General features: G+C 70.2%; 12 protein-coding genes. 7 read left to right on the top strand and 5 right to left on the bottom strand.

The genetic code is table 11. From position 1 onward, the window contains the following. The 3 genes from JHE00_RS34025 to JHE00_RS34015 all read right to left on the bottom strand — a co-directional run. A partial coding sequence (locus JHE00_RS34025) for an ATP-grasp domain-containing protein (RefSeq protein WP_200326236.1) occupies nt 1-153 on the bottom strand: 153 nt, incomplete at its 3' end. A 118-nt stretch (nt 154-271) separates the two neighbouring features. Next, nucleotides 272-547: a hypothetical protein gene (locus tag JHE00_RS34020; protein ID WP_307832228.1), complete on the bottom strand. Its 276-nt coding sequence runs from the start codon at nt 545-547 to the stop codon at nt 272-274. A 65-nt stretch (nt 548-612) separates the two neighbouring features. After that, a complete protein-coding gene (locus JHE00_RS34015) occupies nt 613-2,343 on the bottom strand; it encodes a hypothetical protein (RefSeq protein ID WP_200326234.1) in 1,731 nt (576 codons plus the stop codon). 638 nt (nt 2,344-2,981) lie between these two features. Between JHE00_RS34015 and JHE00_RS34010 the strand changes: the two genes are divergently transcribed. After that, nucleotides 2,982-3,674 (top strand): M23 family metallopeptidase, encoded by a 693-nt coding sequence (locus JHE00_RS34010; protein ID WP_307832227.1) that lies wholly within the window; start codon nt 2,982-2,984, stop codon nt 3,672-3,674. A 7-nt stretch (nt 3,675-3,681) separates the two neighbouring features. Here the strand turns inward: JHE00_RS34010 and JHE00_RS34005 are convergent, their stop codons facing one another. Together JHE00_RS34005 and pcrA are read right to left on the bottom strand one after the other, a co-directional pair. Then, nucleotides 3,682-3,957 carry a hypothetical protein gene (locus tag JHE00_RS34005; protein ID WP_200326232.1) on the bottom strand — a complete coding sequence of 92 codons (276 nt, stop codon included), beginning with the start codon at nt 3,955-3,957 and terminating at the stop codon, nt 3,682-3,684. Between the two features lie 126 nt (nt 3,958-4,083). Then, nucleotides 4,084-6,501, bottom strand: a complete 2,418-nt coding sequence (pcrA, locus tag JHE00_RS34000) for a DNA helicase PcrA (protein ID WP_200326230.1) — start codon at nt 6,499-6,501, stop codon at nt 4,084-4,086. Nucleotides 6,502-6,718: 217 nt separating this feature from the next. Between pcrA and JHE00_RS33995 the strand changes: the two genes are divergently transcribed. From JHE00_RS33995 to JHE00_RS33970, 6 genes are all read left to right on the top strand, one after another. Continuing rightward, nucleotides 6,719-6,997, top strand: a complete 279-nt coding sequence (locus tag JHE00_RS33995) for a chorismate mutase (protein WP_200326228.1) — start codon at nt 6,719-6,721, stop codon at nt 6,995-6,997. A 64-nt stretch (nt 6,998-7,061) separates the two neighbouring features. Continuing rightward, nucleotides 7,062-7,376, top strand: coding sequence for a hypothetical protein (locus JHE00_RS33990; RefSeq protein WP_200326227.1), 315 nt, complete (start codon nt 7,062-7,064; stop codon nt 7,374-7,376). Between the two features lie 418 nt (nt 7,377-7,794). Beyond that, nucleotides 7,795-8,940 carry a hypothetical protein gene (locus JHE00_RS33985; RefSeq protein WP_200326226.1) on the top strand — a complete coding sequence of 382 codons (1,146 nt, stop codon included), beginning with the start codon at nt 7,795-7,797 and terminating at the stop codon, nt 8,938-8,940. Between the two features lie 313 nt (nt 8,941-9,253). Then, entirely contained in the window at nt 9,254-10,021 is a 768-nt protein-coding gene (locus JHE00_RS33980; protein WP_200326225.1) for a hypothetical protein, read from the top strand. Between the two features lie 174 nt (nt 10,022-10,195). After that, nucleotides 10,196-11,815, top strand: coding sequence for a serine/threonine-protein kinase (locus JHE00_RS33975; RefSeq protein WP_200326224.1), 1,620 nt, complete (start codon nt 10,196-10,198; stop codon nt 11,813-11,815). Between the two features lie 53 nt (nt 11,816-11,868). Further along, nucleotides 11,869-12,828, top strand: coding sequence for a serine/threonine-protein kinase (locus JHE00_RS33970; protein ID WP_200326223.1), 960 nt, complete (start codon nt 11,869-11,871; stop codon nt 12,826-12,828). The last annotated feature ends 2 nt before the right edge of the window (nt 12,829-12,830 follow it).

Raw genomic sequence — 12,830 nt, 5'->3', positions numbered from 1 at the left:
ACCGGTCTTCACCTGCGCCTTGACCACGACCGGCCCACCGATCTCCTCGGCGGCCACACGCGCTTCTTCCGCATTACTCGCCACGGCACCCGGCAAAACCGGCACACCATGGGCGGCGAAGAGGTCCTTCGCCTGGTACTCGTAGAGGTCCACTCTTTCAGTCTCCTGACGACACACGCCACTGTGGTTTTATTTGCAAACCGTGCTGCCGGACGCAGACGACCCTATCGAGAGGTCCGCGGACAAAGGCCGCCGCACCTGGTGAACTCGGTCACCGACAGCCTCCTGAGCTGGGATCTGTGGCGCACATCGCGTTGTCCATCACCCATCGGGTGACGTCTGTATCGGTTGCGAAAGCGGCCACGCGCAGTTCGGGCAGAGCAGCCGTCAGGTGATCGACGAGAACGTGATCAGCCGACGAGCCGATGGATACGGCGAGAATGTCCGGATCCTCTTCTTCCACGGTGGCCAGCACCTCCTCGAGAGAGCCCAGCACGCCGGCGTGCACCACCTCTGCTCCGGCGTCGCGCAGAGCCCTGGCGAGCACCGCCGCGACGGGACACGCTCCGGCCGGCTCGGCAAGCACGACCCGTGGGACGCGGCGCCCGCTCGTCACGCGGTCTCGCGAGACCGGCCCGACAACGCGATACCGGCGGCGATCACCAGCGCGACGATCCCGGCGAGCGCGAACCACACACCGATTCCCGCACCGGCGCCGTCGATGTCACCGCTGCTCAACGGCAGCGTCGCGGCGTGCACTCCGAGCAGACAGGCGGCTCCGCCCAGCAACGCGGCGGCAGGCACGGGCCTGCTGCGCGGTGCCAGCGCTACAGCACCAAGCACCGTCAGCGCGCCGGCGAGCAGACCCCAGGACGGCGTACCGAAGTCCGACCACAGACCCGCGGCCGCGTAGTCGGGCGCGACGATCACGGGAGTGCCGAAGGCAGCGACAGCGAGCACTGCCGCGGCGGCGAGCGGGGTCAGCATGTTCATCCCGGCCAGTTCCGAGTCGCCCCCGTCGCCGCCGAAGGTCTCGTCGTCCTCGCGCTCCACGACTCCGGCGACCATCGAGCAGCACGCGGTGACCGCGGCGCCGAACATCGCCAGCCACGTCCACAGCACCCCGGGCCCCGTCTCGAGCGCGCCCGGAATTCCGGTGGCGGTGATCGCGGTGTCGAGTACCGCGGTACCCGCGATCAGCACGCCCGCCCAGGCCACGGACAGCACGGGCCGGAGCAATGAGGCCACCGCCGGCACGAACATCGCCAGCCCCAGCACGCCCACGAGCAGTCCCGCGACCAGCAGAACCCAGCGAGCGGGGCTCTCGGGCACGGGGAACGCGCCCGTGTTGCTGAGCTGCGCCGTGGTGGCGCCGAGGCCCGCGGTGACGGCGGTGAGCACGGCGAGCCCACCAGTTGCCGCGAACAGCATGCCGCGGCCCGGCACCGATGCCTCACCGGCCGCGTCCGGACCCTCGTCGGTGTCCTCGCCCGAGTCGGGGCGAGTACCCGCCACGGCGAGCAGCACGGCGGCACCCACGAGCGCCACGATCGGCCCCGCGCCCAGACTGGCGGCGCCGACGGCCAGCCCGGCCACCAGACCGGGAACGGCGAGCACGAAGACCGCGGCCGCCAGACCGATGAGCCCGCCCCTGGCGAAGCCGCCGTTGCCCGAGGTCACGGCCAGTGCCGCGAGCAACGGCAACGCGCACGCGATCAACAGGGAACCGGCGAGCGCGACCGCGGGGCCCTCGAAGGCATTGCGCGCGAGGAGATAGACGTCGGTGGAGCCGAACGGCGCCATCAGCAGCCCGATGCCCGCCACCACGGCCGCGACGACGACCACCAACAGCCAGCGCTGCCGCCAGCGGACCGCGTCGTCATCGCTGCCGTCCTGCTCTCCGGCAGCCCGGGTGACGCGGAACGCGACAACTCCGGCCACCGCGGTCAGCACATGCCCGGCCAGCAGCAGCCACAACCCGGTGGTCGCCGGGTGCGACAACAGATCAGTGGCGAGGTAGAGCTCGGGGCGCACCGCCACCGAGGCGTCGACCAGGAACTGCAGGTCAAGCACCGCACGTCCCGGCGCGAGTGCGGCCGCGGCGACGAGGACGCCCGCCGCTACGGACGACCTGCCCCGCATCATGAACGCCCCGGCGAGGACTAGCGGCAGCAACGCCAGCACGATCAGCAGTGGAGCGCTGGCGAACCCTGGCTCCGCACCGTCGACGACCGGGACCACCGCGCCCGCTGCCAGGAGTACCGCCGCCAGCGCTGCAGCGCCCAGCGCCGCCAGCAGGATCGCGGGCCGCCTATCCGTTCCGGGGAGGACGCGCGAGCTCAACGGCGCGCGTCCGGCGGCTCAGGTAGCGGGCGGACGGGACGAGTCATCAGCTCACCTCGGGTGACTAGCAACGTGGCGCACGAACGCTCACGGCTCGCGTGGGTAGGTCAAGTGGACCGGGTCCGTGCCGACGCTAGCAACGGTCCTCCGGACCGAAATAACTTGACCTTGTTCCCCGAACTTCCGTTGTTTAGTCGCACGGTTGCGCTTATGTAACGCAAGTCACACCGAATGGAGCAACCCCCTTCCGACCTTGTGTCATTCCGTCGCGCGCCCCTCCGAGACCCTGCCTCGTTCGGCCCATGCGAGGGCTGCATCTTGCTCCCGCCCGCGCCCCTTCGTTACTGTCCCGCAGTCCCCATTACGGTCAGGTCACGAGCGGACTGGTGGGCAGGTCTCCCCCCGAGGCCGGCACGCCACAGAGTGGTTACCCCCGATTACCACTCACCGGGATCCCCCGCCCGGCGTCCAGAGATCTGGCTCCCCGAGTAACGGAAGGCTCTGTCTTGGCTCGACACCGCTCCCCCGGCGGCCAAGCTCCTTCCCCGGCGATCGAAGACGCACTGGACGGTGCCGTCGTTCGTGTCCGGGGTTCCCATAGGCTCCCCGCGCCCTCCTCGGCCCTGCGTGGCCGCGTTGTGGTCGCGGCTGTCGCCGCCGGCGCGTTCGCCGCCGCCGCGGCTGGACAGACTCTCCAGGCCGCCACGGGCTCCAGCACTGACTCGCACACCGACGTGACGCCGCTGGCGAACGCTCGTGACGCGAGCGCCTCGTTCGGAATGGGCGGCAGCGCCCCGGCAGGCGCCCCCGAGCTTCTCCAGGTGACCCGCACGACCGACGCCTCGGCCGAGGTGCAGCGCCTCACCGAGAGCACCGAGGTGACCGACGCCCGCCTCGCGGCAGAGGCCGAGGCCGCTCGCAGGGCCGCCGAAGAGGCCGCCCGCCCCAAGACCGTTCTTCCCGCCGAAGGCAGCTTCACCTCCGGCTTCGGCGCCCGGTGGGGAACGACCCACTACGGCATCGACATTGCCAACAGCATCGGCACCCCGATCGTCTCGGCCGCCGACGGCACCGTGATCGAGGCCGGCTCGGCCAGCGGCTTCGGCATGTGGGTCCGCGTCCAGATGGACGACGGCACGATCCACGTCTACGGCCACGTGAATGACTACTACGTCAGCGTGGGCCAGCGGGTGAAGGCCGGCGAGCAGATCGCCGAGATCGGCAACCGCGGTCAGTCGACCGGCCCCCACCTTCATTTCGAGGTGTGGACCGCCGACGGCCAGAAGGTCGACCCGCGTCCGTGGCTCGCGGAGCGCGGCGTCTCGGTCTGATCGGGCCTCAGCCCCTTCTCGACCGCTCAGCCTCCGGCAGCCGCCGGAGGAAGTACCCCACGGCGACCTGCCACACCGCGCACAGGCGCCTCCCCTGCGCCCGCCCGCACTCCCGGCAGCCTCCGCGCCCGGTGCGGCCGTGCAGCCGCAACAGGAGCTTCCAGGCCGAGACGAGCCTGCCGACATCCGGCGCCAGCGGCCCACCCTCCGCCAGAGCGCGATCGAGCAGCTCGTCGAGCGAGTGAGCAACGCCCTCGCCGATCGCCTGAAACCATCGCTCCACACCGGCTACCCCCAGTTCCGGGGCCACCTCAGTCGCCCCGTCCTTCGAACTTGTGTTCGAACAGAAGGTTAGCGTGGAGGTACGACAGTTTCGGGGCCGCCGAAGCGGCTCACCCGAAAGAAGTACCTAGAGCTTCACCATCGGCACGCTGCCGATGAGCATCAACCGCACCTTGCCCGACGCGCCGAAATCGATGGTCGCCGTGGCCCGGGGACCCGATCCGTCGGTGGACACGACCGTACCGAGGCCGTACTTGTCGTGGCTCACGCGATCGCCGACGTCCAGGTTCAGTGCGACCGTGTCCTTCCAGCCCTTGAACGACGTGCTGCGCATACCCCTGGCCGCGATCCCGGCCTGAGCCGAGTCGTCGCCGAAGCCCGACCTGCGGCCCCACGTCGTGGCGGCCCTCGGCGAACCACCGCCGGAGCCGGAACCGTTCGACGGCGCCAGCCGCCGCCAGTCGAGCAGCTCGGCGGGGATCTCGTCCAAGAACCGCGAGGCCGGGTTGGTCATCGGCTGCCCCCACGCCGACCGGACCAGGGCGCGAGAGACGTAGAGACGCTGCCGGGCGCGGGTGATGGCCACGTAGGCCAGCCTGCGCTCCTCGGCCAGCTCAGCGGGTTCGCCGAGCGCCCTCATGTGAGGGAAGACGCCGTCCTCCCAGCCGGTGCCGAAGACGACCGGGTACTCGAGTCCCTTCGCGGTGTGCACCGTCATCAGCGTGACCACCCCGGCGTCCTCCTCACCGTCCTCACCGTCCTCGCCGTCGGGCGAGGGGATCGAGTCGGCGTCGGCGACCAGCGACACCCGCTCCAGGAACGCGGGCAACGAACCGGGCTCCGGCACGCCCACGGCGTCGTCGACGTCCTGCTCGGCCTCCGCCTGCTCCTCGAGCACGGTGTCGGCGAACTCCGTGAACTCACGCGCGACCGTGACGAGCTCGTCCAGGTTCTCCAGCCGGGAGGCGTCCTGCGGATCCTCGGACTCCTCGAGCTCGGAGCGGTAGCCGGTGCGCTCCAGCACCGCCTCCAGCACGTCGGCCACCTCGACCCCGGACTCGACCAGCTCGTACAGCCCGTCCAGCAACTGCACGAAGGACGCGATGGACCGCTGCGAACGGGGGTTCAGCAACGGCACGTTGCCTGCCACGGCCTCGCGCAGCGCCGCCGCGAACGAGATGCGCTCCCGCTCGGCGTGGGTGGCCACGACGGCCTCCGCCCTGTCGCCGATGCCGCGCTTGGGCACGTTCAGCACCCGCCGCAGGCTCACGGTGTCTTCGGGGTTTGCCAGCACTCGCAGGTACGCCAGCGCGTCCCTGACCTCACGCCGCTCGTAGAAGCGGACGCCGCCGACCACGCGGTACGGCAGGCCGAGCCTGATGAAGATCTCCTCGAAGACCCGCGACTGATTGTTGGTCCGGTAGAAGACCGCGACGTCGGAGTACTTCACCTCGCCCTGGTCGGCGAGCGCGTCGATCTCGCTCGCGACGAACGCCGCCTCGTCGTGCTCGTTGTCGGCGACGTAGCCGACGATCTTCTCGCCGTCGCCCGACGAGGTCCACAGCCGCTTGTCCCGCCGGTTCGGGTTGCGCGCGATGACCGAGTTGGCCGCCGACAGGATCGTCTGCGTCGACCGGTAGTTCTGCTCCAGCAGGATCGTTCGGGCCGCGGGGAAGTCCCGCTCGAACTCCTCGATGTTGCGGATGGTCGCGCCGCGGAACGCGTAGATCGACTGGTCCGCGTCGCCGACGACGCACAGCTCGGACGGCTCGACACCCGATTCGGTCCGCTCCGTGCCGACGAGCTCCCGCACCAGCGTGTACTGCGCGTGGTTGGTGTCCTGGTACTCGTCGACCAGCACGTGCCGGAACCGGCGGCGGTAGTGCTCCGCGACGTCGGGGAACGCCTGGAACAGCTCCACCGTGCGCATGATCAGGTCGTCGAAGTCCATCGCGTTGGCCTGCGCCAGCCTGCGCTGGTACTCCCCGTAGACCTCGGCTGCCCTGCGCTCGTAGTCGTTCGCGGCCTTCGCAGCCGCCGTCTCGGCGTCGAGCAGCTCGTTCTTCAGGTTCGAGATGTGCCCGCCCAGCGCCCGCGCCGGGTAGCGCTTGGGGTCGAGGTCGAGATCGCGCGCGACAAGCGTGATCAGCCGCCTGCTGTCGTCGGCGTCGTAGATCGAGAAGTTCGACGACATCTCGAGTGTCTTCGCCTCGCGCCGCAGCAGCCGCACGCACATCGAGTGGAACGTCGACACCCACATCGCGTTGCCCCGGCGCCCCACCAGCTCGCTGACCCGCTCGCGCATCTCGGCCGCGGCCTTGTTGGTGAAGGTGATGGCCATGATCTGGCCGGGGTGCACGTTCCGCGCGCCGAGCAGGTACGCGATGCGCCGGGTCAGCACCCGTGTCTTGCCCGAGCCCGCGCCCGCGACGACCAGAAGCGGCGGTCCGCTGTGCTCCACGGCAGCGCGCTGTGCCGGGTTCAGATCGTCGAGCAGATCCGCGTGTTTGCCCGGTTCCGAGGGGAGATCGAAGAGGGTGTTCATTGTGATTCAACGCTACCTGGGACCTCTGACGAACCAGCGATGTGCCATACTCGGCCCGTGCAGTGCTACGCGCATCGATTTTTCTACGGGACCCGGACTCCGGCTCCCGTGATCGCGTAGTGCCAACCAGCCATCACAGCAAGCCCCGGAGTCCTCGGACCCGGGGCTTTCGTCTGCTCGGGGCCCGATGCGGATCCGGACACGACCGGAGGTTCACATGAGCGCGCAGACTCACGACGCCGACGACACCACGGCAGAGAACATCGACGACCTCCGCAAGGAGATCGACTGGCTGGATGCCGAGATCCTGAGGCTCGTCAAGCGCAGGGCCGACGTGTCGAAGACCATCGGCGCGGCGAGGATGGCCGCGGGCGGCCCGCGCATCGTCTACAACCGCGAGATGGACGTGCTCGCGCGCTACCGCGAACTCGGTCCCGAAGGCCGTCAGCTCGCCATGGCGTTGCTGAACCTCGGCCGCGGCAGGCTCGGTCGCTGAGCTCGAGCAAAATTCAGGGTGTTCCCCGAGCCGGGGCACTCCAGGACTCGGGCACACTGGACACATGGACACGATCATTCACCTGATCGCCTTCGTGATCGCACTGGCGAGTGTGCTCGCGGCCTTGGGCCACGCCGGTTACCTCGCCATGCTGAACAGCGCGGCGAGCAAGCGAGCCGGTGGCGCGCCGGTCGCCCAGTACGTGCGGTCGAGGTGGGGCGTCGCGGGCGCGACCACTGCGGTCTCACTGCTCGCACTGCTGTTCACCAGTGGCGGGGCCGCTCTCGACGTCATCGCGATCATCCTCGCGGTGGGCAGTGGCGGAACCGCGGTCAAGGCACTGCAGTCGACACAGGCGAAATACCGCAGCGGCGGGTAGTACCACACGTAGAGCTCGCCGGGTGGGTGCGCCCAGAGGGGTGATATCCGGGGCTGGATCGTGCCCCGGTACGCCGCTGGGGGCCAATGGCTCCTAATGTGGGTCGGGTGGGAGTTCTCGCGAGCGTTCTGTGCGCCTCTGGGCGCTTCGCACGTGCAGCGTGCCGTGCAGATGCTCATGCTCTCACTGCTCCGATCGGTCGAACCGGGGCGCGGACGGCGTCAGAGACCGTACGCCGAAGGGTCCAGCTGACATGAACGGCAGGGCCGACTTCCCCCAGCGCCACGTTCCGGACGACGACCGACCGACCTCGACCCAGAGCAGGCGCAGGCATGCGCCGGGTGCAGGCACCTGGACACCTTCCGTACCGGTTTCCCCTCGCCACCATCGCAGGCACGAGGGCTCCCTCAGGACGGCGATGGCGGGTGTGCTGCCCGAAGCGCCGTTCAGCGGCTCGCTCCCCGTGGCCACCGCGGGCCCCGCGGTGGACTTCGCAGCCTCGCGCGGTGAGCTGCCGATCCCCGCTCCGTCCCCGGCCGCGCCGGAGGAGCTGACCGACTCACTCGCCGCGATCCTCGATGGGCCAGACGTGCCCGACATGCCCGACGCCGCCGAGGCTCAGGGCGACGTGGACGACACGGACGACGTGGATGGCGAACCCACGAGCCGCAGGAAGAAGGTCACACTCACCACGTGCGAGCGGCCCGCGCGACGTGCCGACGACGAGGCCCGCGTGTACCTGGCCCCGCCGCCCGACGGCCTCGGCAAGTTCGACCTCGGCTCCGTTCCCGCGTCGGTGACTCCGCCGAGGAGCTGGCGTAAGGCCGCCTGGTTCGCGAGCATCTCCTCCGGCGGCGTGGTGGTGGCGCTGCTGGTGGCGGGCACCGTGCTCGTCGGCCAGCCGCCGTCGGACCGGCAGGCCATCGAGGGCTGGCCCGATCGCCACGGCGGGGTCGCACCGCTGCTGCCGCACGAGGGCTACGCCGAGGACAGCGAGAGCTTCACCGACGACGCCTCTTCCCTCGAGAGCTCCGACGATGGCGACCCCTCGTCCTCGTCGTCCAGCTCGGCCGACGAGCAGAACGAGACCGACACCCAGTCCGGACTGCGGTCCTCCTCCAGCTCCGAGTCGGCCACGTCGTCCGAGAGCGAGCCGGGGCAGCCCAGCCAGACCACCGACCCGCAGCCGACCACGCCCGAGCTGCGGAAGCCGCCGGTCACGCCTGCCCCGACGACGAAGGCGAAGCAGCGCTACGTGACCCTGCCGCCCTACGACGCCGATGAGCTCGGCGCGGCCTCGCAGAGCTACCTCGACACCGTCACCGAGGACTCGTCCACCGCGTACGCCATGACCACCGGCGAGCTCGCGGCCGGCGGCGAGGCCGGGCTGCGCGAGCGGTACGCGGACGTCGCCTACTTCGAGGTCAAGCACATCTACATCGACCAGAACGAGGGATACACCGTCAACACGGTCGAGGTAACCCACGCCGACGGCAGCAAGACCGAGGAAACGCGCAAACTCATGTTCGAGGACGACTCGAAGATTGCGAGTGACGGTCAGTAGAGGGAACGATTCCCGGCTGTTTTTCTGACCCCCGAATAGGCGCTTCACCTGCGAATGCACGCGCTTTTCGCACATTCTGGTGCACGTGCAGTGCGCCGAACGGTCACATATTGCTCTACGTGGGTGATGCCATTTGCCGTTCGTCGTGTCGGCACGACAGTCCACCGACAAAACCTGGAGATGAAACGCCCGGCAGGGTTACCTGAGAGGCGAGGGGTCCGAACTTCGAGTCCACGAGACGACACAGACGAGGGCCGAACCAGTGCACGACCGGCGCCACGCATCCGAGCCGACCGTCGCGGTCGAGGACGTCATGAGTGACGAGATCCTCGCCGACGACCTGGTCGACGACGAGTACCTGCGTGAGTTCTTCCGCGAACCGCGCAGGTACCTGCCACCCCCGGGAACCAGGGACGAGCGGATGGACGAGCCACCGCCGCCACCCGAGCCCGAGCGGCCGTTCGCCAGGCGCGCCAAGCTCGCGGCGCTGCTGCTGGCCCTCGCACTGCTGGGCACTTCCATCGTGGTCGCCGCCTCGATCGCCAGCGATCACGACCAGAGCAGCGGCGACGACGTCGGCGAACCGCTCGAGATCACCGGGGCCGCCGCGCTCGGCGGGTTCGCGCTGCCCGCGAAGAGCACCGCCGGGAAGGCCGTGGTCGACGATGCGGCTCCTGCGGTGGCGGGCGCGCCCGCCACCGCAGGAGCGGTGCGGCAGGTCGCCCAGCGCGACGACGCCGGTGAGGGCAGCCAGACCGGCGAGGCCGACACCTCGGCACAGGGCAGGGTCGGCACCGTGCGTGAGTTCTACGAGCGCGTGGACACCTCGCCCGACGACGCCGTGGAACTGCTGGGGCCGTCGCTCGCCGCCGAGCGCGAGTCGCTCGTCGAGGCGTGGCGCTCGATGGACTCCGTCGAGGTGGAGGACCTCCGCGAGGAGCGGGACGGCTCGGTGCTCGCGGTGGTGACGATGGTGCCCGAGCGTGGAACGCCACTGCGGGTCACCCAGCAGCTCGGCGTGGATGCCGGCCCGAGCGGCAGAATCAACGACGCGAAGCTGCTGTCGGCGCAACCCAACTGACCTCCGGGGCGTCTACCACACAGGAGCACAGCACCTGTGTCCGAGAGTGCCGCCTTCGTGTGCGCAGAGTGAGCGGCCTAACCTGTCACGAGTCGGTCTCGGTATTCCGGCACGCAATTCGCCGGTTTGTGCCTACGCTCCACCCCTGCTGACGACAGCCCCGAAGGAGGTCGCGTGAGCGACGAGGGTCGCCTGGTCGCCGGCCGATACCGCGTCATCAAGCGCATCGGCACCGGTGCCATGGGTGCGGTCTGGCAGGCGCAGGATGAGGTGCTGCACCGCACCGTCGCGATCAAGCAGCTCCTGCTGCAGCCGGGCCTCGAGGACAACGAGGCGGAGGACGCGCGCGCCCGCACTATGCGTGAGGGCAGGATCGCCGCCCGCCTGCACCACCCCAACGCGATCTCGGTGTTCGACGTCGTCACCGACGACAACGGGCAACCGTGCCTGATCATGGAGTACCTGGCGTCGACGAGCCTCGCCCAGGAGCTCCAGCAGCGCAGGACGTTGTCCCCGGTCGAGGTCGCCAAGATCGGCGCCCAGGTGGCGGCGGCTCTCAAGGAGGCGCACGCCGTCGGGATCGTCCACCGCGACATCAAGCCCGGCAACATCCTGCTCGCGGGCAGCGGGCTCGTGAAGATCACCGACTTCGGCATCTCGCGCGCCAAGGACGACGTCACCGTCACCAAGACGGGCATGATCGCGGGCACGCCCGCCTACCTCGCTCCCGAGGTGGCGATCGGCGGCGACCCCGGCCCCGAGTCGGACATCTTCTCGCTCGGCTCCACGCTCTACGCCGCCACCGAGGGCCAGCCGCCGTTCGGACTCAGCGAGAACACGCTGGGCCTGCTGCACGCGGTGGCCGCGGGGCAGATCAACCCGCCGAGGCAGTCCGGCCCGCTCACCAGCGTGCTCGCCGTGATGCTGCACCCCGACACCCGGCACCGCCCGACGGCGGACGAGTGCGAGGAGCTGCTCTCGGCGGTCGCCAGGGGCGAGACGCCGCTGGGCGGCTCCCCCGACAACGACGCCACGGCCGTCCAGCCCGCCATCGGCACCGGAACGGCCGTGCTCGGCGCCGCGGGCGCCGGTGCTGCGGGTGCCGCTCTCGGTGCGGCCGCCGCCGACGACGACTACCTGCCCGCGGGACACTCGGGCACCCTCGGCGAGGACGCCGGCGGGTACTACGACGACGCGGACGACCGGTACGAGCCCGGCAGCGGCTACCCGGACGAAGACTACGACGGCTACGGCCACCAGCAGGGCGGGCTCGAGGCCACCCGCGCGGTGCCGGTCGGTGCGGACCCGTACGCCGACTACGACGACTACGACCGGCACGACGACTACGACCGGCAGCCTTCGCCCTACGACGACCCGGCCGACGACGAGCCGAAGGAAAAGGCGAACTGGAAGCTGCCTGCCCTCGCGGGCAGCATCGTGGTGCTCGGCATGGCCGCGTTCGCGATCTGGGTCTTCGGCGGGTCCGGCGGCGGCGACGCCGAGGAGCCGCCGGCGCAGAAGCCGGTGGCGACCACGTCGCAGGTGTCGCAGACGACCACGACCCCTCCTCCCTCGACGACCACCACCGAGCAGCAGGTCGAGGAGCCCCAGCCGACCTACGAGGAGACGTCGGAGTACGTTCCGCCGCCGGTGGAGGAGACCGAGGAGTCGTCGTCGTACGTTCCGCCGGAGCCGCCGGAGCCGCCGTCCAGCGAAACGGAGGAACCGCCTTCCTCCCCGACGGACGATTCGCCGACGTCGGAACCCACGGAACCATCGACACCGACGTCGTGATGGTTCGGGCCTGTTGATGCCGGTTTGACCGACACTGCGGTACAAGGGGCTGCGTGAACGACACAGAAGGTGCTCTCGTCGGCGAACGCTACCGACTTGACCAACCCATCGGCCGAGGGCGAGCCGGCATAGTGTGGCTCGCCTTCGACTCGATGCTGCACCGGACCGTCGCCGCGAAGCGCCTCTACATCGACCCGGACCTGCCGGCCGAGCGTGCCGAGGAGGCCAGGCAGTCGGCGCTGCACGAGGGCAGGCAGGCCACGCGCGTCCTGCACGCCAACGCGATCGCGGTGTTCGACGCCTTCCGCGACGGCGACGACGTGTGGCTGGTCATGGAGTACGTCCCGTCGCGCAACATGGCCGAGTTCCTCACCGAGTACGGGCAGCTGACTCCCGAGCAGGCCGCGTTCCTGGGCATCCAACTGGGTTCGGCGCTGGCCGTCGCACACGCGCTCGGCATGCCGCACCGCCTGGTGGAGCCGGGCAACGTGCTGCTGGCCGACGACGGCGGCGTGAAGATCACCGACATCGGCATCTCCGGCGGACCTCCCGACCCCGCCTACCGGGCGCCCGAGGTCGCCAAGGGCGAGCCCGCGCTCGCCGCCGCGGACACGTACTCGCTGGGCGCGACGCTGTTCGCCGCCGTCGAGGGAGTGCCGCCGTTCGGGCCCGACGGGGTCAGCGAGCATGCCGTGCCGAACCGCACCGGAGCGCTCACGGGCGCGCTGCTGAAGATGCTGCGCGACGACCCCGACCTGCGGCCGACCATGGCCGACGCGGTGACGGCGCTCAAGGCCGTGACCCGCGGCCAGCACAACGGCTTCGTGCCTCCGACCGCACCCGCGATGCCGACCGTGCCGGTGATGCCCAGGACGCCGAGAGTCACGCCGCCTCCCGCGCCCGCGCCCGAACCGCAGCGGCGGCCGGGCCCGAGGGTGCGGCCGTGGCAGTGGGCGATCGTGGCGGCGGTCGTGGTGACGATCATCGTCGTCGGCGTGATCCTCGCGATCTAGCG

Source organism: Prauserella cavernicola (assembly GCF_016595675.1).
Classification (GTDB): Bacteria; Actinomycetota; Actinomycetes; order Mycobacteriales; family Pseudonocardiaceae; genus Prauserella_A; species Prauserella_A cavernicola.
This window is presented reverse-complemented; position numbering and strand designations above follow the sequence as displayed.

What these genes read in the sequence shown, in the direction of transcription:
- pcrA (WP_200326230.1), bottom strand. Translation starts at nt 6,501, where the DNA reads ATGAACACCCTCTTCGATCTCCCCTCGGAACCGGGCAAACACGCGGAT.
- JHE00_RS33995 (WP_200326228.1), top strand. Translation starts at nt 6,719, where the DNA reads ATGAGCGCGCAGACTCACGACGCCGACGACACCACGGCAGAGAACATC.
- JHE00_RS33990 (WP_200326227.1), top strand. Translation starts at nt 7,062, where the DNA reads ATGGACACGATCATTCACCTGATCGCCTTCGTGATCGCACTGGCGAGT.
- JHE00_RS33985 (WP_200326226.1), top strand. Translation starts at nt 7,795, where the DNA reads ATGGCGGGTGTGCTGCCCGAAGCGCCGTTCAGCGGCTCGCTCCCCGTG.
- JHE00_RS33980 (WP_200326225.1), top strand. Translation starts at nt 9,254, where the DNA reads ATGAGTGACGAGATCCTCGCCGACGACCTGGTCGACGACGAGTACCTG.